Raw genomic sequence first — 25,083 nt, 5'->3', positions numbered from 1 at the left:
TGATCAGTATCTGTGGCCGGACAACCCCGGATCAAGCCGAATGCGCAGCCAGATACCCCTCGAAGGTCACATTGTCGGCAACCTTGCGCGCCTCTGCCTCCTGCTCGGGCGAGCGGATCGTCCAGCACAGGATCGGCACACCGCGCGCCTTGAGTTCGGTGACTCGAGGGCGGTTCAGGTCATGCCATTCATGGCTGATGAAGCTCGCCTGCACCCGATCGAAGTCCGGAATATCGCGGAGGTGATCGCGGACGGCCTGTGACAGTGGCCAGTTCGAGCGTTCGTAAGCGCTGGTAACGATCCCGCGTGGAACGTCCGGCATCAGACGCGCCATGGCGGCCATGCTGTTGGGGTTGAAGGACATCACCGCCAGCGGGCCTTTATAGGCCAAGAGCATTGCCGCCGCCGCCTCTTCCAGCGCGCCGACGTCAGTGCCCATGCCGCCATCCTGATCCTTGATCTCGACCAGCAGCGGCACCTGACCGGCCACCATCTCCAGTACCTCAGCCAGCGTCGGGATGCCCTCGCTATCGGAATGCAGCAGCGGCACCGCCTCGGCCTCGGCCGCCGTCAGCCGTCGGATCGGGCCGGGCTGGCCGGTCAGGCGCGTCATGTCATAGTCGTGAAACACCATGGCCCGGCCATCGGCCGTCAGTTGCAGGTCGATCTCGATCCCGTACCCGGCCTTGATGGCCGCGCGGATCGCCGCGCGGCTGTTCTCAGGGCGCCCCTGCGTGATGTCGTGCAGCGCCCGGTGGGCAATTGGCACGTCCAGAAAGGCGCGTGGCAGGTCCGGCGTCATCGGATCTCGAAGATCCCTTCGATCTCAACCGCAACACCCAGCGGCAGGGCCGCCGCGCTGACCGCCGAGCGCGAATGTCGCCCGGCATCGCCCAGCGCCTCGACCAGAAAATCCGACGCGCCGTTGATGACCTGCGGCTGCTGGGTGAAATCGGCAGTCGAATTCACAAATCCGGTTAGCTTGATCACCCTCACCAGCCGCTCGATATCGCCGTCGCACGCGGCCTTGACCTGTGCCAGAAGGTTGATCGCACAGACACGCGCCGCCGCGGCACCTGCCTCGACCTCCATACCGTCACCCAGCTTGCCGGTGATCAGGTCGTCATCCTTCGAGATCTGGCCCGATACGTAAACGATATTGCCGACACGCACGAAAGGCACATAGTTGGCCGCCGGTGCCGGTGCGTCCGGCAGGGTCACGCCCAGGCTTTCAAGTTTCGCTGCGATGCTCATGAGTCGCGTCCTCCCACAATCAGGTTCCGGCGGACGCTAGCCGGGATCGGGGCGGTCGAAAAGCCCGAAACCGAGCACCACCCACAGAGATTTGATCCCCGCCCCAAAATGCGCATGGGCAAACGCCCCGAGCCCATGCCATGCGCGTATCTCCTCTCATCCGGTCACGCTGATAGGTGTGCCGCTTTACCTCATCGCCCGGGCGCGATACATGCTTGCCTGTTTCATATCCGTCACTCATCCACTATGTGTCAGCAACACCGCGCCAATCACATTGAACCTCGGGCGATTATCTAGTTTGACCTGGCCGCGCCGCCGCCTAGCCGCCATGGAGTACCCAAGACCGTGTTGACCAGTCAGTTTATCAAGTCTCTATGCGCCCTGGCCCTGGTGGCGGCCCTGTCGGCCTGTGCCCAGCAACCGCCCGAGCAGGCCTCACGCGGCGAGATCCATGACCCGTACGAAAACACCAACCGGTCGATTCATGCCTTCAACCGCGGGGTGGATCGGTACTTCTTCCGCCCGGCGTCGAAGAGCTATGTGAGGATCTTTCCTGATCCGGTCGTGACGGCGTTCAGCAACTTTGCGCGCAACCTGTCCACGCCGGGGCAGGCCGTGGATTATCTGCTGCAGGGGAAACCGCGCGAGTCCGGCAGTGCCCTGCTTCGGTTCACCGTGAACACGATCTGGGGCATCGGCGGCCTGTTCGATCCGGCCAGCGAGATGGAAATTGCGCGGCCGGACACCGATTTCGGTGAAACCCTGCACACTTGGGGCTTTGGCGAGGGGGCTTATGTCGAACTGCCGCTTTACGGCCCCTCGACCACCCGGGACGCGGTGGGTGTGGTGGTGAACCTCTTCACCAACCCGATCGATTTTGCGCCGACCCGGCCTGCCGACAACCTCGGTCTCTATGCCGAGGTTGTGCGCCGCATGGGTGACCGGGGCCGTTATTCGGACACGGTCGATTCAATTCTTTACGGCAGCGCAGACAGTTACGCCCAATCGCGCCTGATCTACCTGCAAAACCGCCGCTTCGAACTGGCAAGTGGCGATGACGACGCCTATCTAGGCCTTTATACCGATCCCTACGCCGCGGTGAACGGAGAAGACGCGGCCTCGGATCCGTATCTCGACCCATATGAGGATCCATATGCAGAGTAACATGATGAACCGCCGCCTTTTCGTGACCACCACGCTGGCCGGGGTCGGCCTTGCCGCGCTGCCGGTGCCCGCACTGGCGCTGAGCGAGGCCAGCGCCGTTAGCCTGGTCAACAGCGTGGTCGATGAAATCAACAAGGTGATCGCCTCGGGCAAATCCGAGAATGCGATGCTCAGGGATTTCGAGAAGATTTTCGTGCGCTACGCGGATGTACCGATCATGGCGCGCTATGCGCTGGGTGCCGATGCGCGCAGCGCCAGCAAGGCGCAGCTGCGGCAGTTCACCAAGGCGTTCCAAGGCTATATCGCCCGCAAATACGGCCGTCGTTTCCGTGAATTCATTGGCGGTGAGGTGAACGTCAAGAACGCCCGCAAGATCCGCGCAGGTTATGAGGTGCGCAGCACCGTCAAGCTGCGGGGCGAAGCGCCGTTCGAAGTGACGTTCCTGGTCTCGGACAAATCCGGCAAGGACAAGTTCTTCAACATGTTCATCGAAGGGGTGAACGTGCTGCTGACCGAACGCACCGAGATCGGCGCCATGCTGGATGCGCGCAAGGGTAATCTGGACCGCCTGATTCAGGACCTGCCCAAGGCGGGCTGACCGGCTCTGGTCATCGTGACAATGACAAGCCCGCACCCCATGGTGCGGGTTTTTCGTTGTGCTAGCGCCGGGTCGGTTTTTCCGGTGACATGAGACGGGCGATGGCCTCGCCGGGCATCGCATCGGTGGCGTAGGTGAAGGTTCCGGTGGTCAGAACCTCGTCAGCAGCGCGTCTTAGCGCGCCCAGCGCTGCCCGCGCAAAAGAGCCGCCGACACTGATCCGGCGCACCCCTGCCTCGGACAGTTCTTGCACCGAATACGCCGGGGCTTGAAGCCCCATGACCACATTCACCGGATTATCGACCGCCTGGCAGACCGCCTTGATCGCGTCGATATCGGGAAGTCCCGGAGCATAAAGCACATCTGCCCCCGCTTCGGCAAACGCGACCAAGCGCCGGATCGTGCCGTCGAGATCAGGCCGGCCCCACAAGTGGTTTTCGGCCCGGGCGGTCAGCAGGAACGGCAGATCGCGGGCTGCCTCGGCAGCCGCGCGAACGCGGTCAACGGCTGCGTCCATCTCATAAATCGGATTGTCGGGGTCGCCGGTCGCGTCCTCGATCGAACCGCCAACCAGTCCGATGTCACATGCCATCCGGATCGTATCGGCACAGGTCTCAGGGGCCGCGCCAAAGCCGTCCTCAAGATCAGCCGATACCGGCAAGTCGGTGGCGGCGACGATTTCCCCCGCGTTGGCCAGCAGTTCCTGTCGCGACAACGCAGCAGAGGAATCGCGCCTGCCTGCCGAAAACGCGTATCCCGCGCTGGTGGTAGCGAGGGCGGCGAACCCCATCGAGCTTAAAATCCGGGCGGTCCCAGCATCCCACGGATTTGGCATCACGAAAGCGCTCTCACCCTGATGCAGAGCTTTGAACTGTTTGTATTTCTCGGTCTGATCTGGCATCCGCTCACTCCGAAATTGCTGCGGCTCTTCGGTAGCACAGAGAAGAACAATTAGCGAACATTTTCTATGGAACGCAGAGCGCGATCAGGTCAAACGCCTTTCCTCAATTGCCCCCGAAGATATCCTTGAGCAGCCTGTCCACCGCCTGCCCGAAACCTCCACCCCTCCTTGGCTTACTGCGTTTGGGCTGCTGGGCGGTACGGACCGGCTGTTTCGGCGCCAGCATCGGTAGCGGACTGGGGGTCATCCCCTCGGTCACGCGCACCATCGTCTCGTGCCAGATTTCCGCAGGCAGCCCGCCGCCGGTTACGCCCGACAGCGGCGTGTTGTCGTCGTAGCCCATCCAGACCCCGGTCACGTAGTCGGCAGTAAAGCCGATGAACCACGCATCCCGTGCCGCCTGCGTGGTGCCGGTCTTGCCCGCCACCTGCCAACCAGGAAGTGCCGCGCGTTTGCCCGAACCTTGCGAGACAACCTTTTCCATCATCCAGATCAACTGCCGCGCCGCGTCCGTCCGGATCACCCGCTCGCCAATGCCGGTGCTGGTGTCCATCAGAGGCTCGTCCTCGCCCAGCAGTTTCAGCTGGGTCAGCCCGTATGGCTCGACCGAAGAACCGCCATTCAGAATGCCGGCATAGGCCCCGGTCATCTCGATCAGCGTGCTTTCCGACGCCCCCAGTGCAAGCGCCGGACCTGCGGCCAGATCGCTCTGAATTCCGAAATTGCTGGCCACGGTACGCACATTGTCCAGCCCCGCCACCTCGGCCACCTTGACCGCCGGCACGTTCAGCGAATCCTTCAGGGCCTGCGTCAGGGTCACCCGGCCGTAGTGTCTCTTGGTGTAGTTCTTGGGGCACCACCGACCCGACCCAGGGATGTTGAGGCAGTAAGGCTCGTCCAACACGATGTCGTTTGGCGAGTAACCAAGTTCAAGCGCCGTGGCATAGACAAACGGTTTGAACGACGACCCGGTCTGCCGCAGCGCCTGCGTCGCCCGGTTGAAGGCACCCGAAACGCGGGTCTCGCGCCCACCAACCATCGCCCGCACGGCACCATCGGCGGACATCACGACAATCGCGGCCTGCGCCTTGGACCCCGGCTTGACCTTTTCCTGGAACACGAACTGCATTGCCTCTTCGGCGGCAGTCTGCAGGCGCTGATCCAGTGTCGTGCGGATCACCACATCCTCGGTGGTGTTGCGGGTAAAGAACTCTGGCCCGCTGGCCATGACCCAGTCGGCAAAGTAACCGCCCGCACGCGCCGCCGCCGCCTCGGACAATTGCGCGGGATTGGCGCGCGCACTCTTCGCTTCGGCAGTACTCAGGTAACCCTGCTCCTCCATCAACCCGATCACCAGCTGGGCCCGATCCTGCGAGCGTTGCAGGTTGTTGGTCGGCGCATAGCGTGTCGGCGCCACCAGCAGACCGGCTAGCATCGCCGCCTCTGCGGGGCTGACTTCTGCCGCCGACTTGCCGAAGTAGCGCTGGCTGGCCGCCTCGAACCCGCGCGCGCCGGCGCCCAGGAAAGCGCGGTTCAGATAGATGGTCAGGATCTCATCCTTGGAATACTTGACCTCCATCGCCAGCGCATAGACTGCCTCTTTCACCTTGCGCCAGAGCGAGCCCTGACGGCAGTCGGACTCGTAGGCCGCCTCGGACTCCCACTGCCCCGGCTCATATGGCACCCCGAGGCACAACAGCTTGGCAGTCTGCTGCGTGATGGTCGAGCCGCCGTGCCCAGACAGCGGCCCGCGCCCCTCGCGCAGGTTGATGCGCACGGCGCTGGCGACACCGCGCGGGCTGATGCCGAAATGGCGGTAGAACCGCTTGTCCTCGGTCGCGACCACCGCGTTTTTCAGGTGTTTTGACACGGTGTCGGCAGTAATCACACCGCCAAACTGATCTCCGCGCCAGGCAAAGACCTTGCCTTCGCGGTCGAGCATGGTCACAGACCCACGCGCACGCCCGTCGAGCAGCGCATCGACCTCAGGCAGCGTCGTGTAGACCAGGCCCACTGCCAAGGCGACGAGCAGCAAGACAACCATCCCGACGCGCCAGGCAAAGCCCCAGATCATTCCGAAGATCCAGCCGAAGAACCGCCGGATCGCACCGGTGATCCCGCCGCCGCGCGTACTGCGCCGGGCCGTCTTACGCGCAGTCCTTTTCGGCTTGGCTTTACGGGTCGTGGTTTTCTTTGGCGGCGCCTTGCGGGTGGACTTGGCCGACGTCTTTTTCCTGCCCGCTGACGGGTATCGTTTGTCCGCCACCAATGTCGGCTTGCGCCGCTTTGAATCCGTCATTCTCAGCTCTGCCCGTTTCTTGCTTTTGCCGCACAATACCCTGACCAGCCCCGCGTGTTGAGGTGTGAATTTCCGGTATTTTCCCTCGCAACTATGCCGCTTTTTTAATCGTTCATGTCGGTTTGTGCAAAAATTGTGCAATATCGCCGACTTCTCATCGGATTTCAGCCCCCCGACTCGTTTCTTTGCGCGCGCAGAAACGGTCTCTTTCTGCGCGTGCAAACACGCCGATCAGATCGGCAGAACGAGGGGTAACAACGTGAAACTGATCATTGCAACGATCAAGCCGTTCAAGCTCGAGGAGGTGCGCGAAGCCCTCACCGAGGCGGGGATACGCGGCATGATGGTAACCGAAATCAAAGGGTTCGGATCCCAGTCCGGCCATACCGAGATCTATCGCGGCGCCGAATACGCGGTGAATTTCGTGCCCAAGATCAAGCTCGAAATCGTGGTGCCTGCAGGCATGGTCGAGACGATTGTCGACACCATCACGACCACTGCCAAGACCGGCAAGATCGGCGACGGCAAGGTCTTTGTCCTCGACGTCGAACAGGCTGTGCGGGTGCGCACCGGGGAAACCGATCAAGAGGCGCTGTAAGCGGCCTTTCGCTGATATCACGCATAGGGAAACGGACATGATGAAACTGACCAAGATATTTGTACCTACCGCGGCGCTCGTTGCGCTGCCGCAGATGGGGATGGCGCAGGAGGCCGCCGCCACCGGCGAGGCCGCGCTGCACACCAAATACATACTGACCTCGCTGCTGTTCCTGGTGGGCGGCTTTTTGGTGTTCTGGATGGCCGCAGGCTTTGCCATGCTCGAGGCCGGGCTGGTACGCTCGAAGAACGTGACCATGCAGCTAACCAAGAACATGGGGCTTTTTGGCTTTGCCGCGATCATGTATTGGCTGCTGGGCTTCAACCTGATGTACCCCGGCGACGGCTGGACCATTACCGGTGTTCTCGGTGCCTTCTCGCCCACCTCGCTGGAACCGGTGGGGCTGGCCGACACCGAAACCGCGCTGGATTATGCCTCGGTCGGGTCGGATTTTTTCTTTCAGCTGATGTTCTGCGCCACCACCGCCTCGATCGTCTCGGGCACCATGGCCGAGCGGGTGAAGCTGTGGCCGTTCCTGCTGTTCGTGGTGGTGCTGACCGGTGTGATCTATCCCATCGAGGCGTCCTGGCAGTGGGGCGGCGGCTGGCTGTCCGAGATGGGCTTCAGCGACTTTGCGGGCTCGACTCTTGTGCACGCCGCCGGTGGCTTTGCCGCGCTGGCCGGGGCCCTTGTGCTGGGGCCGCGTATCGGCAAGTACAACAAGGATGGCAAGGTGGTGCCGATTCCAGGCTCGAACCTGGCGCTGGCCACTCTGGGTACCTTCATCCTGTGGCTGGGCTGGTTCGGCTTCAACGGCGGCTCGCAGCTGGCGATGGGCACCATCGGCGACATCGCCGATATCAGCCGCATCTTCGCCAACACCAACATGGCCGCCGCTGCAGGAGCCGTCGCCGCGCTGATCCTGACGCAGGTAAAATTCGGCAAGGTTGACCTGACCATGACCCTGAACGGCGCGCTGGCCGGTCTGGTGTCGATCACGGCCGAACCTTTGGCACCCTCGCTGTTTCAAGCTCTGATCATCGGCGGCATCGGTGGTGTGATCGTGGTCTTCGCGGTGCCGATGCTGGACCGGATGAAAATCGACGACGTCGTTGGCGCGATCCCGGTTCACCTGATCGCCGGGTTCTGGGGCACCTTCATCGTGGCATGGACCAACGCTGACGCCTCGTTCGTCACCCAGATCATCGGCTTTGCAGCCATCGGCGGGTTCGTCTTCGTGGTCAGCTACGTGCTGTTCCTGATCATCAAGAACACCGTTGGCCTACGGGTCGGCGAAGAGGAAGAGATCAACGGGCTCGACATGGCCGAGCTGGGGATGGAGGCCTATCCGGAGTTCTCGAAGGGCTAAGACCCGTCTGGAAGGAAACCAAGCCCGGGCGTCCGCGCCCGGGTTTTTTCTTGCGCCTTCCTCCCACCTTGACACGGGCGACCAGCCCGGGTCGCGCCCGACCCTCCCCTCGGGAGGGCGCATTGGCGATGTCCCCTCCTGCTCGACCCGAGTCCGGAGCTTTTGAGATAAAGCGCCGACCACAAGCGTTGCAAAGCGCCCACCCAGGATCGCGCGCGTCCCTCTGCAAAGCGCTCAAAAAGAAAGGCCGCCTGCGCGGAACAGACGGCCCAATCAAGATCTTCAAACGGTCAATGCCGGATCAGACACCTGCGTCAACAATCGCCCTGGCAAGGATCGGCACCGTCTTCGCGTTCAGACCCGCAATGTTCATCCGGCTGTCCCCGACCATATAGATGGCATGTTCGGCCCGCAGTTTCTCGACCAGTTGGGGTGTGGTGCCCAGACGCGAGAACATGCCGCGATGCTGGGCAATAAAGCCAAAGCGGTCCGACCCGGTCAGGCGCTGCAACTCATCGGCCAGTTGCTGACGTAGACCCAGCATCGACAGGCGCACCTCTTCCAGTTCCGCCGCCCAATCGGCGCGCAGGGCGTCATCATTGAGGATAGTCGTCACCACCCGCGCGCCGTGATCCGGCGGGAACGAGTAGTTCTGGCGGTTCAAAAACGCCAGCGTCGCCTGGTTCAGTGCCGTCTGGCCACTGTCCTGCGACACCGCCATCAGCAGGCCGGTGCGCTCGCGATAGACCCCGAAATTCTTCGAGCACGACGCCGCAATCAGGCATTCCTTGACCGATGAGGCCACCAGCCGAGTCGCCTGCGCATCCTCTTCCAGCCCGTCGCCAAAACCCTGATAGGCGATGTCGACCATCGCGACCAGACCTTGGGCGTTGATCAGGTCCACGACCTCCCGCCACTGCACCAGATTCAGGTTGGCACCGGTCGGGTTGTGGCAGCATCCATGCAGCAACACCACGTCGCCCGCCTTGGCCTGCTTGAGATCCTCAAGCATCCCATCGAAATTCACACCCCGCGTCTCGCTGTCGAAATAGCGATAGGGGACCATCTCCATGCCCAGATAGTTCAGGATCGAGATGTGGTTGGGCCAGGTCGGGTCCGACACGAAAATGCGGGCGCCGGGGCTGGCCATGCGGATCAGTTCAAACGCCTGGCGGCAGGCGCCGGTGCCGCCCGGGGTGGCGGCAGCGCCCACATTCGCGCGCGGCACCGCGTCGCTCAGGATCAGCTTGATCATCGCATCCGAATAAGCCGGATCGCCGATCAGGCCAGTATAGGATTTCGACTGCTGCTCCTCCCAGACCACCTTTTCTGCGGCCTTGACCGCGCGCATCACCGGGGTCACGCCCTCGGCATTCTTGTAGACCCCCACACCCAGATCGATCTTGGTCTCGCGCGGGTCTTCGCGATAGGCCTGCATCAGCGCCAGAATCTTGTCGGCAGGCTGCGCCTTGAGATTTTCGAACATCAGTTTTCTCCGGTTGCGACGGGCAGGGTCGGGAAGGCACCCCATTCGGCCCAGGAGCCGTCATAAAGCGAGTGATCGGTCTTGCCCATGCGTTCGAGCGCAAGGCTGAGGATGGCCGCCGTCACGCCCGAACCACAGGTGGTGATGGCGGGTTTGGACAGATCCACGCCAGCGGCTTCGAACACGGCGCGGCAATCCTCGGGCGCCTTCATCGTGCCATCCTTGTTGAACAGCTCGGGAAACGGAACACTGCGCGAGCCGGGGATGTGGCCCGAACGCAGACCTTCGCGCGGCTCGGCCTCGGTGCCATTGAACCGGCCTGCGGCGCGGGCATCTATGACCTCATGATCGCCCAGCTTGGCAGCGGCAGAGACCTGTGTAACGTCGCGCACCAGATGGTTCTGCACCCGCACCGTCATGTGGCGGTCGCGGATGACAGGCGGCAGATCCTCGATCTCGCGCCCTTCGGCCTGCCATTTCGGCAACCCGCCGTCGAGCACGGCGATATTCTCCTGCCCCATTAGCTTGAACAGCCACCAGACGCGGGCCGCCGATTGCAGCCCGGCGCCGTCATAGACCACCACCTGATGACCGTCACCGACCCCCATCGCACGCATGCGGGACATGAATTTTTCGACCGGAGGCGCCATGTGCGGCAGGTCCGAACGGTGGTCGGAAATCTCATCGATATCGAAGAACCGCGCGCCGGGGATATGGGAGGCATCATACTCGGCCTTGGCATCGCGCCCCTGTTGGGGAAGGTACCAGGACCCGTCCAGAATCCGCAGATCCGGGTCCTTGATATGGGCGGCAAGCCAGTCGGTGGAAACCAGTGTTTTCGGATCGTCCTGCATGCGAACCTCCCCTTTGCGCGCAAGTTTTCCCTATACGCGCGCGGGTTGGGGTTCAAGGTGGTATGGCGCCGAACGGGCTACAGTGTGGCCCTCAATGCCTCGGCGGCACGACGCTCGAAATCGGCGTATTGCGCGGCGACCGGCTGCAGCGCCTGGATCAGCGGCAGGCGCTTTTCGAAATCTTCGACCGAGGCGGCCTCGATGGCGTGCCGGATATCAGCCTTGCCGTTGCAGATGATCATCCCCTCCGGATCCATGAACCGGTCGATATTGGGACAGCCCCAATAGATCGGGACGGTGTTGCAGAGGATCGCGTCGATCAGTTTTTCCGAGAAATAATTCGGCTCCTGCACGTTCTCGATCACCACCGAATAGCGGTAGGGCGCCAGCCCGTCGGATTTCCGCTCGAACGGGGTATAACCGCGGCCCATGATATTCACGTCCTGCCCGGTCTCGCGGACCCATTCGACCACCGCGTGGCGCAACTGGTGCCCGGTGGTGTCTCGCTTGGCCGAAGCGATGAGCGAGCAGGATTTGGCCTTGTCCAACGGCAGATCGCGCCATTCCGGCACCCAGGTGGTGCCATAGGGCAGAAACTCGGCGTTGGGCAGGATGTTCACCAGCGTCTCGTGGAAGGTGAAGATGCGATAAAAACGCCGCCAAGTGTAGCGCAGCAGCTTGATATGCTTGGCATGGATTGCCGCCGGTTCACCCATCATCAGCGAGATACGCGCCCGCGTGCCCCGGCGCAAACGGAAATGCGCCATGGTGTTGGGGAACATGATGATGTGGTCAGTGCGCTCCAGATCGCCCACGGTAGCGCTGGCCAGCCGGTCAGGACAGCCCAGCGGCCAGATCAGATCGGACGCCGGCAGTTGCGCTAGATCGGGGCCCAACCGTAGCCCGTAGGGCAGGACGGCAATTGCGGGGTCGGGCATCAGGCGACCTCCTGCGGCAGATCGACCTGACCGCGCATAAGCACATGTCCGGTACCCGCGACGCGAATGCCTGTCATCGCCTCAGGCGGGCCTAAGCGGGTGACGGTGGCGCGGCCCGGGCGGCCCATGTCATGGCCCTGTTCGGCTACAAAACTATCCTTGTCCATCAGCCCGCGCTTCCACAGATACGCCGCCATCGCCCCGGTAGCCGAGCCGGTGAACGGGTCCTCGGGCGGGCTGGGCGGCGCCATCAGCAGGCGCGAGAACGTGTCGCCCGCGTCTGTCGCGCCTTCAAGCGTCACCAGAAAGGGCTCCATCATGTCTGTACCGTCATAGCCTTGGGTTTCGGCCATCCGGCGCAGGGCCTCGACATTCAGCCGCGCCGCACGCAACGCCGTATGATCACGCAGCACAGTGATGCAGAACGGCAGACCTGTCGACACCATCTGCGGTGGCGAGATGATCGCATCCGAGGTCAATCCGATCCCCTCCGCCACCATCTCGACAGGCACCGGGGTCCCGAACTGCGGAGCAACCTGCGTCATCTCGATCTCGTCACCTGCAAGGCGAATCGAGACGATCCCCGCGCCGGTCTCAAGTGTCAGGGCATCGCCCTCGATCATCCCGCGCGAGCGCATGGCGGCGACGGTGGCGATGGTGGGATGTCCGGCAAAAGGGATCTCCCGGCTGGCAAGGAAATAGCGGACGCGGATATCGGCGACCTCTGACGGCCCGGTAAAGGTGCATTCGACCAGCGAGGTTTCACGGACGTAAGCGGTGCAAACCGACTCGGGCAGGGACGCGCCGCCATGCACCACAGCGCAGCCATTGCCGCCAAAGGCGCGGTCACTGAAGGCATCCACCCAATCGAAATCGAACCAGCTCATCCGCCTTCTCCCGCGTGGTCAACCCTTGGGACGGCGGGATTGCCCAGCCGACCGGGCCGCATGTTTCGCCCGAACGGCGGCAATTGTCACGTCAAATCGGTTAGTGCACCGCGACCGGAGACAGGTCGTGCTGCCGGGCCAGAGCAAAGGCCAGGTTGCGGTCGGCAACCAGCGCCAGTTGCTGGCCGTCCGCGTCATGCACGGCATAAAGTTGCGCGCGGTCGCCCGCCTGCACCCGCACGTCATGCGGCAGGTCGGCAACATCGACAGCCTTGACGTACACGATCCGGCTGCCTTCTTCCTTGAATTCATACGGTGTATGCATCGATTACCCCTTCTTTATACTGATCGTCTGCACCACGGTTTCCGGCACTGCGCGGCTGAGATCGACATGCAGCAGACCGTTCTCCATCACGGCCTCGCCCACTTCGACCCCGTCGGCCAGCACGAACATGCGCTGGAACTGACGCGCGGCAATGCCGCGATGCAGAAAGACGCGCCCCTCGCTGTCGTCGCGTTGACGGCCCCGGATCACCAGTTGCCGATCCTCAATGGTGATCGCCAGATCCTCTTCTGCAAACCCGGCCACAGCCAGCGTGATCCGGTAGGAAAAATCCGAGGTCTGTTCGATATTGTAGGGCGGGTAGCCTTCGTTCCCGGCCTTGGCCGAACGTTCCAGAAGGCGTTCCAATTGTTCAAACCCAAGCAGATGCGGGTATGAACCCAGAGTAAGTTTCGACACGTTTTCTCGTCCTTTATTGTCAAAGCGACGTTGCGCACGGCCCCGTTCAGGCAGCCGCGCCCCAATGAATATGGGGAGAATTCCCGGCTTCCACAAGGTCTAGGCTAAAACATCCCGACCGCGTATCCTGTCGCGCAAACAGTACTAAGAAGAGCCGAGTCGCCCATGAATGCACCCACCGATCTGTCGATGAAAACCGATGAAGTTCTGAGGGTCGAATTGGAAGTGTTCCGCCGCCAGCACCGTGATCTGGACGAAGCCATCGAAGCGCTTGAGGCCAAGGCCACTGCGGATCAGCTGACGATCAAACGACTGAAAAAGCAGAAGCTGCGCCTCAAGGACATCATCCGGCTAATCGAGGATCGCCTGACCCCCGACATCATCGCCTGAACCTACCTGTCCTCGGGCGGGATATCGCGGATGCGGGCCACGTGATCGGCGATATCCTCTTGTGTGAACTTCGAGTGACGGCGCCTGTCGTTAGCCGGGTGATTGGCAAGGCCCAGCTTCAGTTCCGGCCGCCAGGACCGGTGTGGGCGGATCGGACGGGGCGCAAAACCGCCGCCGCAGATGGGGCAGACATTGTGCAGCCGGGTCTCGACGCATTCGGCACAATAGGTGCATTCATAGCTGCAAATGCGCGCCTCAGGGCTCTCGGGCGGCAGATCGTGGTCGCACAGTTCGCAATTGGGCCGAAGTTCCAGCATGAGCACCTCCAATCACCGCCTGAATACCCGGGATTTGGCCCGTGCGAAAACCCCTCGCGCGCGCCTTTCGTACCGCATTGCCACATCGCCCGATTTGGCTATAGTGCGCGCTCTTTCCTAAGCCGGGGGCAGAGCGTATGGCCGAGATAAAGGTAGGGATCATCATGGGCAGCCAGTCGGACTGGCCGACTATGAAAGGGGCAGCGGATATTCTGGGCGATCTGGGCGTAGCTTACGAGGCGCGCATCGTCTCGGCGCACCGCACGCCGGACCGGCTGTGGGACTATGGCAAAACCGCCGCGGATCGCGGGCTGCACGTGATCATCGCGGGCGCCGGAGGGGCCGCGCATCTGCCCGGCATGATGGCCTCGAAAACCCGGGTGCCGGTGATCGGTGTACCGGTCCAAACCAAGGCGCTTTCGGGCGTGGATTCGCTCTATTCCATCGTGCAGATGCCCAAGGGTTATCCGGTCGCCACCATGGCCATCGGCGCAGCGGGTGCCGCCAATGCGGGCCTTATGGCCGCTGGCATTCTGGCGCTGCAGGATGCGGCGCTGGCCAAGAGGCTCGACGATTGGCGCGCGGCGCTCTCGGCCTCGATCCCGGAGGCTCCCAGCGATGACTGAGACCCTTTCCCCTGGCGCAACCATCGGCATCCTCGGTGGCGGCCAACTGGGCCGCATGCTTTCGGTCGCAGCCGCACGGCTTGGGTTCACCACCCATATCTATGAACCTGGCGCCAACCCGCCCGCCGGGCAGGTCGCCGACCGCGTGACCACGGCGGCCTATAACGATGCCGCCGCACTTGAGGCTTTCGCCGCCTCGGTCGATGTCATCACCTACGAGTTCGAGAACATCCCCACCCAAGCGCTCGACCTGCTTGAGGCGCACCGCCCGATCCGCCCGGGGCGCGAGGCACTGCGGGTCAGTCAGGACCGGCTGACCGAAAAGACCTTTCTGCAGGGCCTCGGCCTGCACACCGCGCCCTTTGCCGACATCACCGATCTGACAAGCCTTGAGGCTGCCATCGAAACCATCGGCACCCCCGCGATCCTAAAGACCCGCCGCTTCGGCTATGACGGCAAGGGACAGGCGCGGCTGAACGCACCCGAAGATGCCGATGCCGCGCTTACGGACATGACGGGCGCGCCCGCGATCCTCGAAGGCTTCGTGAACTTCACCCACGAGGTCTCGATCATCGCCGCGCGCGGGCTGGACGGTCAGGTGGCCTGTTTCGATCCGGGCGAGAACGTGCACAGCGACGGCATCCTACGCACAACCACCGTCCCTGCCCGCCTGTCGCCGTCGCAGCGGACAGACGCGGTTCTGCTGGCTGCCAACATCCTAAACGCGCTGGAATATGTGGGCGTGATGGGGGTCGAACTGTTCGTGACCCCGCAGGGCCTGATCGTGAACGAGATCGCGCCGAGGGTGCATAATTCCGGCCACTGGACCCAGAACGGCTGCGCCGTGGATCAGTTCGAGCAACATATCCGCGCCGTGGCTGGCTGGCCGCTGGGCGACGGGCAGCGCCATTCGGACGTGGTGATGGAGAACTTGATCGGCGCCGACATGGACCGGGTGCCCGATCTGGCGCAGGAGCGCGACGTGGCGATCCATCTCTACGGCAAGGCCGAAACCGAACCAGGCCGCAAGATGGGCCACATCAACCGCGTCAAACGAAATGGCTGACACCAGCGCCTGCGAAATTCCCGAAGGATTTCGCGCGCGGCAACGAGGGCCCGCCGGGCCCGAGGCGCCGCGCATTCTGGTTCAGACACCTAAGCCACGAACCGCTCGGCGATATCCCCACTCATATAGCTGACCCGCCCCGCCGACAGAGTCGCCGCCACTCGGTGCGACCCCTGCTGCAACACCACCAGATCCGCGCGCTTACCGGGGACAAGCGTCCCGCGATCCTGCAACCCCAGCACCCGCGCAGGCCCTTCCGAGACCAGTGCCCAGGCTCCGGCCAGATCCAGGAGGCTCGACCGCACCAGCATCAACGCTGCCCGGCGCGGGCTGGGATAGTGGTAATCCGACGCGATTGCATCGCAAAGCCCCATGGTGATCAGCTCCACCGCGCTGACATTGCCCTTGTGCGACCCGCCCCGCACCACGTTCGGCGCGCCCAGAATGACGTGATCGCCCGCCGCCCTGGCCGCCTCCGCCGCCTCCAGCGTCTCCGGGAATTCGGCAATCCTGACCCCGCGCCCGTTCCAGACCGCGCGGCCCAAGGCGGTCGCATCGTCATGGCTGCCCATCCGCACCCCCTGCCCCGCAAGCCGTGCACAGAGCGCATCGAGCGCCGCCGGGACCTCGGTCGACCGCCCATGCAACCCCATCAGCAACTCGAAATGCGCCTCGGGGTTGCGCCCCGCCTTCAGTGCCTGCCCGGTCAGGCGCGGCGGCTTGCGCCCCTCGGCCAGACGGTCATGCGGCAGGTGATCGTTGAACACCACATAAGGCACACCCCATTGTGCCAAGCGCTCGGGCAGGCCGTCGTAATCCTCCAACAGGTGCGTTTCGAACCGCAACTGCGGGATCAGATCGGTCACCACGTCATCCCGGACCGCCGCAATCGCAGCGAAGACCTGCGCGGCGAACTCCGGCCCGCGCAACCCGCCCTCCCAGCTATGGAACTGCGCCAGCACGGCGGTGGTGATGCCGTTGGCGGCCAGCTCAGCCTCAGTCGCGATGATGCCCTCGTTCATCTGTTTCATCGCCCCACGCCGGGGCGCCAGATGCCGCTCGAACCCGTCGCCGTGCAAATCCACGATGCCCGGCAGGATCAGATAACCCGACAGATTCACCCGCCTGCCGGACCCGGCGGCTTCGACTACCGCCCCATCGGCAATCGACAGTTCACTCCGCACCACGCCCTCACCCGGCAGCAGCACATCCGCCCCGCTAAACGTCAGGTCGAGTGCGGTCATTGCGTCGGTTCCGATTGCGGCTCCGAGCAATCCTGCCCGATGCAGATCTCGTCAATCGTATCCAGCACCGCATCCAGCCACGAAATCTCGGGGTCGAACCGCCCGAATTCGATGAAATGCAGCGCCTGCGCAATGACGCGGGGGTTGTTCATCATGAAGGTGTGGGTGACCGGCAGCACGATGTGGTCCGCCATCCCCTGAACCCGTGTCGAGGCGACCGAGACCTTGCCGTCATCCGGGCCCTCGATGACCGACGAAAACAGCGGGTTCAGCGAATTCGACCCGGCAATGATGCCCAGATCGAACTCCACCGGCGGCAGGCTGAGCGGCACGCTGCCGGGACCAGTGCCCAGCGACAGGCCCGCAGGCCCATGCAAGAGGCCAAACACCTCCCAATCGCCCAGTTCATCCACAAGCTGGCTGCCCTGGTTCGGCGGCCCCATCATGACCACACGACCAAGATTTTCGGGCACTCCATTGCGCAGCCAGTAGCGCACCAGAATCCCGCCCATGGAATGGGCCACGATATGGGAGCGCCGGTCGCCGCATTCCGCCATCGCAGCAGGCAAGGTCCGCTCGGCCAGTTCCGCAATCGGCAGATCGGTCGAAGGATAGCCGGGGCGCACCACGTCATAACCTTCGGCCAGAAACAGCTGCTCGACCACCGCAAATGACGCCTCGGTCCGCGCAAGACCGTGCAAGAGCACGACACAGTCAGCCCGAAGGCTCGCTGGCCAGAGAAACAGCAGAAGAAGCACCAAATACCGCATAGCAGCGGGATACTTGGAAACGGACATCAGGAAAACCCTTAGCCAGGGTGACGCCGCGATATGGCCAGCGCAATTCCGCCCAGCACCAGCACGGTGCCAAGGATCAGCCGCAGGCCGACCGTTTCGCCCAGAAGCAGAACGCCGCCAATGATGGCAATGACCGGAACGCTCAGTTGCACCGTGGCCGCCACCGAGGCCGTCAGTCGCGGCAATACGCTGTACCACAGCGCGTATCCCAGCCCCGAGGTCACCGCCCCCGACAGGATCGCCAGCCCGGTCCCGATGGGCGTCATACCCCAACTCCCGCCCAAAATCAGAATGGCCGCGCCGGTAACCGGCAGAGCCACCACGAAATTCGCCCCCGTGCCTGCGAGCGCATCCGCCTCCGCCCGCCCGGCCAGCGTGTAGGCCGCCCAACCCACTCCGGCCAGCGCCATCAACACCGCACCGACCGGATCGACCTGCACCGCTCCCGCAGGCCAGAGGATGTAGACCAGCCCGCCAAAGGCGATACCTGCGCCAGCCAACTGCCGCGCAGCAGGCGGCGCGCCGGTGGCCGACGTAACCGCGAACATGGTGATCTGCACCACGCCAAACAGGATCAACGCCCCCAGCCCCGCATCAAGCGTCAGGTAGGCCGTCGAAAACCCGACCATATATAGCGACAGCGCCCCCGCGCCGATCATGCGCCGGCTTGACCAAAGCGGCAGACGCCGACCCCGCATCCGCACCAGCATCGCCAGCGTCACAGCCCCGGCGAAAACCCGCAGCGCGGCAAAACTGCCAGGATCGCTGCCGCCACTCTCCACCGCCAGACGGTTGAGCAATGAGTTGGCCGCAAAGGCGGTCATAGTGAGGCAGGTCAACAAAAACAGGCGCATCATGCGGCCATAACCCGAGGCGCTTCGGCAGGAAACTCAAATCTGTGTTTGAGGCGCAAGGAAGGCGGGCGGGTAGATCAGTTCCGCCTCTGGCACATCCTCACCCGGTGCGGCCAGCATAGTGTATTCCGACGGGTAGGGCGTTTTCAGCTTTGCCGCCCTCGCGCGGGAAAACCCGCATTTCTCCTAGAATTCCGGGTTGCCCAGAACCACGATGGCCGGAACCTGCTCAAGGGTGGGGCTTTCAGCGGCAATCGCGATCATGCTCACCAGCCTGCGCCCCACCTGCCAATACTTCTTGCTCCCGCCCTCCGGTGCAAGGGCCCCGCGCTGGAACTCGGGCCAGACCGCCACAGGAGCCAGACATAACCATCCCTCGGGCGCCACCATCCGCGACAGCGCTGCATATCCGGCAATCCGCCCGTGCCAGCAGGTGACGCTCTCAGATGCTATATCGCCATCCCGCCGCAAGGCATGAACCAAGGCCACCTCATCCTCGCCGCCAAAGGCTGCGCGCAACAACGCGTCCACCTCGGCCTCTTCACCCGGAAACATTTCCCGACTGGAATCCGGACCGATGACCATCGCACACCCTCCACCCTTCTTCTGTTCAAAAAATATCCCCGCCGGAGGCATGCCCGCGCAGCGGGCATTCAAAACGAAAAGGGGCCGCCCAACCGGCGACCCCTCAAATCTTTGCACAAAAGCGCGGCAGATTACATCATGCCGCCCATGCCGCCCATGTCGGGCATGCCACCTGCAGGCGCCGCGCCTTCCTTGGCAGGCTTGTCAGCCACCATCGCCTCGGTGGTGACCAGCAGACCAGCAACCGACGCCGCGTCTTCCAGAGCGGTACGAACAACCTTGGCCGGGTCGATCACGCCGAACGAGAACATGTCGCCATATTCTTCGGTCTGAGCGTTGAAGCCGAACGCGGCATCCGAGGACTCGCGCACTTTGCCAGCGACAACCGCACCGTCAACGCCCGCGTTTTCGGCGATCTGGCGCAGCGGCGATTCGATGGCCTTGCGCACGATGTTGATGCCTGCGTTCTGGTCGGCGTTTTCGCCTTCCAGCTCGTTCAGGGCCTTGCCGGCCTGAACCAGAGCGACACCGCCGCCAACAACAACGCCTTCCTGAACGGCAGCGCGCGTTGCGTTCAGAGCATCGTCCACGCGGTCTTTACGCTCTTTCACTTCAACCTCGGTCATGCCGCCGACGCGGATCACGGCAACACCGCCTGCCAGTTTGGCAACGCGCTCTTGCAGCTTCTCACGGTCGTAGTCTGACGAGGTTTCTTCGATCTGGGTGCGGATCTGAGCAACACGTGCTTCGATCTCGGCTTTCTCGCCAGCACCATCGACGATGGTGGTTTCGTCCTTGGTGATTTCGATCTTCTTGGCGGTGCCCAGCATGTCCATGGTGACGGACTCGAGCTTCATGCCCAGATCTTCGCTGATGACCTGACCGCCGGTCAGGATTGCGATGTCCTGCAGCATGGCCTTGCGGCGGTCGCCGAAGCCCGGTGCCTTGACAGCAGCAATTTTCAGGCCGCCGCGCAGTTTGTTGACCACGAGGGTCGCCAGCGCTTCGCCTTCAACGTCCTCAGCGATGATCAGCAGCGGTTTCTGCGACTGGATCACTTGTTCCAGCAGCGGAACCATCGGCTGCAGCGAGCTGAGTTTCTTTTCGTGCAGCAGGATCATGCAGTCGTCGAGCTCTGCGATCATCTTGTCTGCGTTGGTGACGAAGTAGGGCGACAGGTAGCCACGGTCGAACTGCATACCTTCGACAACAACGGTCTCGGTTTCCAGACCTTTGTTTTCTTCGACGGTGATCACGCCTTCGTTGCCAACCTTCTGCATCGCGTCCGAGATCTGGCGGCCGATTTCGGCTTCGCCGTTGGCCGAGATGGTGCCGACCTGAGCAACCTCAGCCGAGTCCTTGACTTCGCGCGAGGCAGCTTTGATGCCTTCGACAACCTTGGCGGTTGCCAGGTCGATGCCGCGCTTCAGGTCCATCGGGTTCAGACCGGCGGCAACCTGCTTGAGGCCTTCTTTCACGATCGACTGGGCCAGCACGGTTGCAGTGGTGGTGCCGTCACCGGCTTCGTCGTTGGTGCGGGAAGCAACTTCCTTCACCATCTGGGCGCCCATGTTTTCGAACTTGTCTTCCAGTTCGATTTCCTTGGCAACCGACACACCGTCCTTGGTGATGCGCGGCGCGCCAAAGGATTTGTCCAGAACCACGTTGCGGCCTTTCGGGCCCAGGGTCACCTTGACAGCGTCGGCCAGGATGTTCACACCAGCCAGCATGCGATTGCGGGCATCAGTGGTAAACTTGACGTCCTTAGCAGCCATTATCTTGCTCCTTGAGAATTCTTGATTGGATTGAGCGATCTGAGATCAGAGAAAGCGCGCGCTTACTCGATGATCCCCATGATGTCGCTTTCCTTCATCATCAGCAGTTCTTCACCGTCGATGTTGACTTCGGTGCCCGACCATTTGCCGAACAGGATCTTGTCACCGGCCTTGACGGCCATTGCGATCAGCTCGCCGCTATCCTTGCGCGCGCCTTCGCCGGTTGCGACGACTTCGCCTTCGCTGGGCTTTTCTTTTGCGCTGTCGGGGATGATCAGGCCGCCTGCGGTTTTCTCTTCGCTTTCCACGCGGCGAACCAGCACACGGTCATGAAGCGGTTTCAATGCCATCTTTGCAGCTCCTTGGGCTCAAAGTTCGTTTCTTTTCCGACCCCGCGATGTATCGCGAGAGGCCGTTAGCACTCGTCACTCATGAGTGCTAACGAGCGAATAGCTAGGCAGATAAAAATCCTGAGTCAACGCCCTGATGCAAAAAAACGCGACTTATCCGGCTTCCCAGCTATAGGCCCAGTGCTCCAGCCCCTTTGATCCCTCGGGTGTCAGCGCATAGAGGCCGGTCCCGACACGGTCGAACCAGCCGTAGTGATTGTCGCGCATCAAACGTGTCGCCTGTTCGACCCCCGTGGCCTGTGCCACCTCGGCACCCCGACAGGTACCGTGCTCGGCCAGATGGGCGGCGCAACGCAGCGCGTCCTGCCGGTAGGCGGTGACAATCCCGTGCCGCGTTGCCCCGCCGGCGTTGGGATCGCCCTGCAACCGTTCAAACTCACGTAGCAGCCGTGCGGTGCGTTCTTTCGATTTCCGGGGCGCGTAGGGTCCGGGATCGCACTGCACTTCGACCCGCCCATCGGCGCGAACAGTGATCAGGCCCAGCCCAAGACGACGGCAGAGCGACAGATTGTCCCGCAGCGCTCTCCGGGCCGTCTTGCCCTTGGGCTTCACAACCGCGACGTAGACCTGATCCGTGATCTTCAGCCGCGCCACCGCCTGATGGAAGAGGCTAAGCGAGAAGCGCAGCTTGAGTTCGACGATCACCGGCGGCTCGTCCCCACGGCGCGCAACGATATCGGCGGCGCCAACCTCGCCCTTGACCACATATCCCTGGCCTTCCAGCAATTCCTTGATCGGTGGGTACAGATCCTGCTCGCGCTCCATAAGCGTATGCTAGCCTCTCCAGAACCGGGGGCACAATTTGCGTTTGCGGGCCGCTGCAGGACGCGCAACTATGACCCCAGCCCCACGTGTCAGGAGTAAGCCCATGATTCGCGCAATTGTCACCCTGATGCTGTGTCTGGGCATCGCCTTTCCGGCGTTTGCCCGATGCACCGGGACGGATTTGCGCAATCACCTGACCCCATCCGCCCAGAAACGGCTGGAACAGGAGATTCGTGACACTCCCTTTGCCTATGGCAACCACTGGGTCGCCACCAAGGGCAGCAAGCGCATTCATGTGGTCGGCACCCAGCACAACGGGGACAGCCGGATGCGCAAGGTGATGCGCAAACTGCGCCCGGTGATCCGGTCAGCGGATGCGGTCCTGCTTGAAGTGACAGAGGCCGAACTAAGCAGGCTGGACGAGGTGCTGCGGAAAAACCCCTCGATCCTGCTGATCCCACGCGGCCCCGGCCTGCCCGAGATGATGTCGGCCGAGGACTGGAGCATGCTGCAACTGCGCATGGGCTTTGAGGGGGTGGATAGCGATCTGCTAGCGCGTCTACAGCCATGGTATATCTCGATGGCCCTGTCGCGCTCGGGCTGCGGCGGACGCGGAATCGCCGCCTATGCGGGCCTTGATGAGCGGATCGAGCGGATCGCGATTCGCCACCGCGTGCCGGTTGGGTCGCTCGAACGTGTCGGCGACGGCATGCGTTCACTCTCGCGGCAACCGATCCGCGATCAGCTTGCTCTGCTGGAGCTGGATATCAAAAGCGGCCTCAACTACGACGACCAGATTGTCACGCTCAGCAACGCCTATTTCGAGGAAAGCCTGGCCGAGGCAATGCTGATCCAGAAATGGACACTGTATCGCGACATCGACATCCCTCGCCGCGAGGTGGCACGCCTGCTGGAACAGTATGACCGCCAGATTCTCGACCGTCGCAACCGGGCTTGGATTCCGGTCATCCTTGGGACCAAGGGAAACACCATTGTTGTCGCGGTTGGCGCCGCACATCTTCCGGGCCGTGTCGGTGTTCTGAACCTGCTCCGGCAACAGGGCTTCACGCTGTCGCGCGCGGCATTCTGAAGCCCCCGACGGCGGCCCAGCAGGCCAAGGGTCGCACCCCTGCGGCTGCCGGGTGACAACCGGCAAGACCCACCCTATAAGGCGCCAAAATTTCCGTGAACGCAGGACAGCGACATGACCACCCAAGTTTTTGGCCACAAATCCCCCGATACCGATTCCACCGGCTCGCCCATCCTTTGGGCCTGGTACCTGAACGAGGTACAGGGCGTGGACGCCACCCCAGTGCTGCTGGGGGAACCCAACACCGAGGCCGCCTTCATGCTGCAACGCTGGGGGCTGGAAAAACCGGCGATCATCGCGGATGTGGAGGACGACGCACCTGTCGTGATCGTGGACACCAACAACCCCGCCGAACTGCCCGCCAATATCAACAACGCCGATATCCGCGCCATCATCGACCATCACAAGCTGGTCGGCGGGCTGGAAACCAAAGGCCCCATCGACATCACTGTGCGCCCGCTGGCCTGCACCGCCACCATCATGGTCGACCTGATGGGCGACGATGCCGCCAAGATGCCCGAAGCCGTCAAGGGCGCAGCGCTGACCTGCATCCTCAGCGACACGCTGGAATTCCGCTCGCCCACCACCACCGATCATGACCGCGAAGTGGCCAAGAAGCTGGCCGCCGATCTTGGCCTCGATATCTCGGCCTATGCTGCCGACATGTTCGCGGCAAAATCGGACGTTTCGTCCTTCTCGGATGCCGAACTGATCCGCATGGACAGCAAGGAATATGAGGTCGACGGCACCAAGTTTCGCGTCAGCGTTCTGGAAACCACCGCGCCTGAGTTGGTGCTGGACCGCAAGGCCAGCCTGACCGGTTCGATGACCGAGGTCGCCCAGGAGGATGGCGTCGATCAGGTGCTGCTGTTCGTCGTCGACATCCTGAACGAAGAGGCCACGCTGCTGGTGCCGAACGATCTGGTGAAAGGCGTCGCCGAAAAGAGCTTTGGCGCCACCGTTGATGGCGACGCCGTGGTCCTGCCCGGCATCATGAGCCGCAAAAAGCAGATCATCCCGAACCTCAAGGTGTAAACCGCACCAATCCCGGATCAGGCCTCGCTGCACCGCAAGCGGGGCCTTTTTTGTCCCCAGGTTTGGCGGGTTCATCCCCCATAGCCTCGCCCGCCGGGATCGGGCATAACCAATGCAACCAAGCAACCCGAAGGCCCCCATGACCCAGATCATCACTGCCCTTTCCGAGGTCTCCGACCGCTACAAGGCCCTGTTCGTCGACCTGTGGGGATGCGTCCACAACGGTATCACCGCCTACCCCGAGGCGGTCGCCGCCCTGCAGACATACCGCGCACAGGGCGGGATCGTGGTGCTGGTCACCAACTCGCCCAAACCCCGGGCAGGCGTCGGAGAACAACTGACACAGTTCAACGTGCCTGCGGATGCTTATGACACCATCGCCACCAGCGGCGATTCCGCCCGCTCGGCCATGTTTCTGGGGGCTGTCGGCGAGAAGGTTTATTTCATGGGCGAATGGCAGCGCGATGCGGAGTTTTTCGAACCGCTCAAGCTGCTGGAGCACCCGATCCACATCGAACGCGTGCCGTTGGATCAGGCCGAGGGGATCGTGTGCTGCGGCCCCTTCGACCCGCATGCGGACCCGGACGTGAACCGGCCGGATTTCCTGCTGGCGAAGCATAAGGGCCTGAAACTGCTCTGTGCCAATCCAGATATCGTGGTGGATCGCGGCGAGGTGCGGGAATGGTGCGCGGGCGCCCTCGCGCGGCTCTATACCGAAATGGGGGGCGAGAGCCTCTACTTCGGCAAACCGCACCCGCCGATCTACGATCTGGCCCGCCGCAGGCTGATGGCGCTTGGCACCGATGTGCCGGATTCCGAGATCCTTGTGATCGGGGACGGCCCGCATACCGACATCGCCGGTGGGATCGGCGAAGGCCTCGATTCCCTGTTCATCACCGGCGGACTGGCCGCATCGGAAACCAAAACATCATACCAGCCGGACCCGGATGCGCTAAGCCGCTATCTTGAAATGGAAAAAATGGATCCGACCTATTCGATTGGCCGTTTGCGCTAGCGGAATTTAGGCTTGATTTTCTGC

General features: G+C 62.8%; 28 protein-coding genes. 10 read left to right on the top strand and 18 right to left on the bottom strand.

Annotated features, from left to right (window positions below; genetic code table 11):
- Nucleotides 1-31: 31 nt before the first annotated feature.
- Both AB3N21_RS08415 and AB3N21_RS08410 read right to left on the bottom strand, forming a co-directional pair.
- Entirely contained in the window at nt 32-802 is a 771-nt protein-coding gene (locus AB3N21_RS08415) for a glycerophosphodiester phosphodiesterase family protein (protein WP_367934805.1), read from the bottom strand.
- Nucleotides 799-1,254 carry a RidA family protein gene (locus tag AB3N21_RS08410; RefSeq protein ID WP_367934804.1) on the bottom strand — a complete coding sequence of 152 codons (456 nt, stop codon included), beginning with the start codon at nt 1,252-1,254 and terminating at the stop codon, nt 799-801. Before AB3N21_RS08410 ends, AB3N21_RS08415 begins: the two co-directional genes overlap by 4 nt.
- Before the next feature lie 348 nt (nt 1,255-1,602).
- Here AB3N21_RS08410 and AB3N21_RS08405 point away from each other — a divergent pair, with 348 nt between their 5' ends.
- Nucleotides 1,603-2,418, top strand: a complete 816-nt coding sequence (locus AB3N21_RS08405; protein ID WP_367934803.1) for a VacJ family lipoprotein — start codon at nt 1,603-1,605, stop codon at nt 2,416-2,418.
- Nucleotides 2,408-3,016: a phospholipid-binding protein MlaC gene (locus AB3N21_RS08400; RefSeq protein WP_367934802.1), complete on the top strand. Its 609-nt coding sequence runs from the start codon at nt 2,408-2,410 to the stop codon at nt 3,014-3,016. The genes AB3N21_RS08405 and AB3N21_RS08400 overlap by 11 nt, the downstream gene beginning before the upstream one ends.
- A 61-nt stretch (nt 3,017-3,077) precedes the next feature.
- Here the strand turns inward: AB3N21_RS08400 and AB3N21_RS08395 are convergent, their stop codons facing one another.
- Nucleotides 3,078-3,917 (bottom strand): isocitrate lyase/phosphoenolpyruvate mutase family protein, encoded by an 840-nt coding sequence (locus AB3N21_RS08395; protein WP_367934801.1) that lies wholly within the window; start codon nt 3,915-3,917, stop codon nt 3,078-3,080.
- A gap of 103 nt (nt 3,918-4,020) precedes the next feature.
- The gene (locus AB3N21_RS08390; RefSeq protein ID WP_367934800.1) at nt 4,021-6,216 is read right to left on the bottom strand and encodes a PBP1A family penicillin-binding protein; all 2,196 of its coding nucleotides are present in this window, start codon (nt 6,214-6,216) and stop codon (nt 4,021-4,023) included.
- 259 nt (nt 6,217-6,475) lie between these two features.
- Here AB3N21_RS08390 and AB3N21_RS08385 point away from each other — a divergent pair, with 259 nt between their 5' ends.
- Together AB3N21_RS08385 and AB3N21_RS08380 are read left to right on the top strand one after the other, a co-directional pair.
- A complete protein-coding gene (locus AB3N21_RS08385) occupies nt 6,476-6,814 on the top strand; it encodes a P-II family nitrogen regulator (protein ID WP_367934799.1) in 339 nt (112 codons plus the stop codon).
- Nucleotides 6,815-6,851: 37 nt separating this feature from the next.
- Nucleotides 6,852-8,183 (top strand): ammonium transporter, encoded by a 1,332-nt coding sequence (locus AB3N21_RS08380; protein WP_367934798.1) that lies wholly within the window; start codon nt 6,852-6,854, stop codon nt 8,181-8,183.
- A gap of 301 nt (nt 8,184-8,484) precedes the next feature.
- Here AB3N21_RS08380 and AB3N21_RS08375 read toward each other — a convergent pair whose 3' ends face one another.
- The 6 genes from AB3N21_RS08375 to AB3N21_RS08350 form a co-directional block, all read right to left on the bottom strand.
- Nucleotides 8,485-9,669: an aromatic amino acid transaminase gene (locus AB3N21_RS08375; protein ID WP_367934797.1), complete on the bottom strand. Its 1,185-nt coding sequence runs from the start codon at nt 9,667-9,669 to the stop codon at nt 8,485-8,487.
- Complete coding sequence (gene sseA, locus AB3N21_RS08370) at nt 9,669-10,523, bottom strand: 3-mercaptopyruvate sulfurtransferase (RefSeq protein ID WP_367934796.1); 855 nt, start codon at nt 10,521-10,523, stop codon at nt 9,669-9,671. The genes AB3N21_RS08375 and sseA overlap by 1 nt, the downstream gene beginning before the upstream one ends.
- Nucleotides 10,524-10,600: 77 nt before the next feature.
- Nucleotides 10,601-11,461 carry a glycosyltransferase family 10 gene (locus tag AB3N21_RS08365; RefSeq protein ID WP_367934795.1) on the bottom strand — a complete coding sequence of 287 codons (861 nt, stop codon included), beginning with the start codon at nt 11,459-11,461 and terminating at the stop codon, nt 10,601-10,603.
- On the bottom strand, nt 11,461-12,348 hold the full coding sequence (locus tag AB3N21_RS08360) for a PhzF family phenazine biosynthesis protein (RefSeq protein ID WP_367934794.1): 888 nt from the start codon (nt 12,346-12,348) through the stop codon (nt 11,461-11,463). The genes AB3N21_RS08365 and AB3N21_RS08360 overlap by 1 nt, the downstream gene beginning before the upstream one ends.
- Before the next feature lie 100 nt (nt 12,349-12,448).
- A complete protein-coding gene (locus AB3N21_RS08355; protein WP_367934793.1) occupies nt 12,449-12,673 on the bottom strand; it encodes a DUF1150 family protein in 225 nt (74 codons plus the stop codon).
- Nucleotides 12,674-12,676: 3 nt separating this feature from the next.
- Nucleotides 12,677-13,090 carry an Hsp20 family protein gene (locus AB3N21_RS08350; protein WP_367934792.1) on the bottom strand — a complete coding sequence of 138 codons (414 nt, stop codon included), beginning with the start codon at nt 13,088-13,090 and terminating at the stop codon, nt 12,677-12,679.
- A 165-nt stretch (nt 13,091-13,255) separates the two neighbouring features.
- Between AB3N21_RS08350 and AB3N21_RS08345 the strand changes: the two genes are divergently transcribed.
- Entirely contained in the window at nt 13,256-13,480 is a 225-nt protein-coding gene (locus tag AB3N21_RS08345) for a YdcH family protein (protein ID WP_171178931.1), read from the top strand.
- Nucleotides 13,481-13,482: 2 nt separating this feature from the next.
- Here the strand turns inward: AB3N21_RS08345 and AB3N21_RS08340 are convergent, their stop codons facing one another.
- Nucleotides 13,483-13,797: a DUF1272 domain-containing protein gene (locus AB3N21_RS08340; RefSeq protein WP_367934791.1), complete on the bottom strand. Its 315-nt coding sequence runs from the start codon at nt 13,795-13,797 to the stop codon at nt 13,483-13,485.
- A gap of 137 nt (nt 13,798-13,934) precedes the next feature.
- On the opposite strand from AB3N21_RS08340, the gene purE reads away from it, so the two are divergent.
- Together purE and AB3N21_RS08330 are read left to right on the top strand one after the other, a co-directional pair.
- A complete protein-coding gene (gene purE, locus AB3N21_RS08335; protein WP_367934790.1) occupies nt 13,935-14,423 on the top strand; it encodes a 5-(carboxyamino)imidazole ribonucleotide mutase in 489 nt (162 codons plus the stop codon).
- Entirely contained in the window at nt 14,416-15,489 is a 1,074-nt protein-coding gene (locus tag AB3N21_RS08330; protein WP_367934789.1) for a 5-(carboxyamino)imidazole ribonucleotide synthase, read from the top strand. Before purE ends, AB3N21_RS08330 begins: the two co-directional genes overlap by 8 nt.
- An 89-nt stretch (nt 15,490-15,578) precedes the next feature.
- Here AB3N21_RS08330 and AB3N21_RS08325 read toward each other — a convergent pair whose 3' ends face one another.
- The 7 genes from AB3N21_RS08325 to AB3N21_RS08295 form a co-directional block, all read right to left on the bottom strand.
- Entirely contained in the window at nt 15,579-16,733 is a 1,155-nt protein-coding gene (locus AB3N21_RS08325; RefSeq protein ID WP_367934788.1) for an alpha-D-ribose 1-methylphosphonate 5-triphosphate diphosphatase, read from the bottom strand.
- The gene (locus AB3N21_RS08320; protein WP_367935070.1) at nt 16,730-17,503 is read right to left on the bottom strand and encodes an esterase/lipase family protein; all 774 of its coding nucleotides are present in this window, start codon (nt 17,501-17,503) and stop codon (nt 16,730-16,732) included. The genes AB3N21_RS08325 and AB3N21_RS08320 overlap by 4 nt, the downstream gene beginning before the upstream one ends.
- Nucleotides 17,504-17,541: 38 nt before the next feature.
- Nucleotides 17,542-18,384, bottom strand: a complete 843-nt coding sequence (locus AB3N21_RS08315) for a DMT family transporter (RefSeq protein WP_367935069.1) — start codon at nt 18,382-18,384, stop codon at nt 17,542-17,544.
- Nucleotides 18,385-18,570: 186 nt separating this feature from the next.
- Nucleotides 18,571-18,969, bottom strand: coding sequence for a GNAT family N-acetyltransferase (locus tag AB3N21_RS08310; protein WP_367934787.1), 399 nt, complete (start codon nt 18,967-18,969; stop codon nt 18,571-18,573).
- 131 nt (nt 18,970-19,100) lie between these two features.
- Nucleotides 19,101-20,744 (bottom strand): chaperonin GroEL, encoded by a 1,644-nt coding sequence (gene groL, locus AB3N21_RS08305; RefSeq protein WP_171178942.1) that lies wholly within the window; start codon nt 20,742-20,744, stop codon nt 19,101-19,103.
- A gap of 62 nt (nt 20,745-20,806) precedes the next feature.
- Nucleotides 20,807-21,094, bottom strand: a complete 288-nt coding sequence (gene groES / locus AB3N21_RS08300) for a co-chaperone GroES (RefSeq protein WP_171178944.1) — start codon at nt 21,092-21,094, stop codon at nt 20,807-20,809.
- 153 nt (nt 21,095-21,247) lie between these two features.
- Nucleotides 21,248-21,919, bottom strand: coding sequence for a DUF2161 domain-containing phosphodiesterase (locus AB3N21_RS08295; RefSeq protein WP_367934786.1), 672 nt, complete (start codon nt 21,917-21,919; stop codon nt 21,248-21,250).
- 103 nt (nt 21,920-22,022) lie between these two features.
- On the opposite strand from AB3N21_RS08295, the gene AB3N21_RS08290 reads away from it, so the two are divergent.
- The 3 genes from AB3N21_RS08290 (at nt 22,023) to AB3N21_RS08280 (ending at nt 25,059) form a co-directional block, all read left to right on the top strand.
- Nucleotides 22,023-23,009, top strand: a complete 987-nt coding sequence (locus tag AB3N21_RS08290) for a TraB/GumN family protein (RefSeq protein ID WP_367934785.1) — start codon at nt 22,023-22,025, stop codon at nt 23,007-23,009.
- A gap of 114 nt (nt 23,010-23,123) precedes the next feature.
- Nucleotides 23,124-24,044, top strand: a complete 921-nt coding sequence (locus tag AB3N21_RS08285; protein WP_367934784.1) for a manganese-dependent inorganic pyrophosphatase — start codon at nt 23,124-23,126, stop codon at nt 24,042-24,044.
- Between the two features lie 139 nt (nt 24,045-24,183).
- Nucleotides 24,184-25,059 (top strand): TIGR01459 family HAD-type hydrolase, encoded by an 876-nt coding sequence (locus AB3N21_RS08280; protein ID WP_367934783.1) that lies wholly within the window; start codon nt 24,184-24,186, stop codon nt 25,057-25,059.
- Nucleotides 25,060-25,083: the final 24 nt, after the last annotated feature.

It is taken from the genome of Ruegeria sp. (assembly GCF_040830605.1).
Classification (GTDB): Bacteria; Pseudomonadota; Alphaproteobacteria; order Rhodobacterales; family Rhodobacteraceae; genus Ruegeria.
Note: the sequence above shows the minus strand (reverse complement) of the source record. Positions and strands in the feature narration are given on the sequence as shown.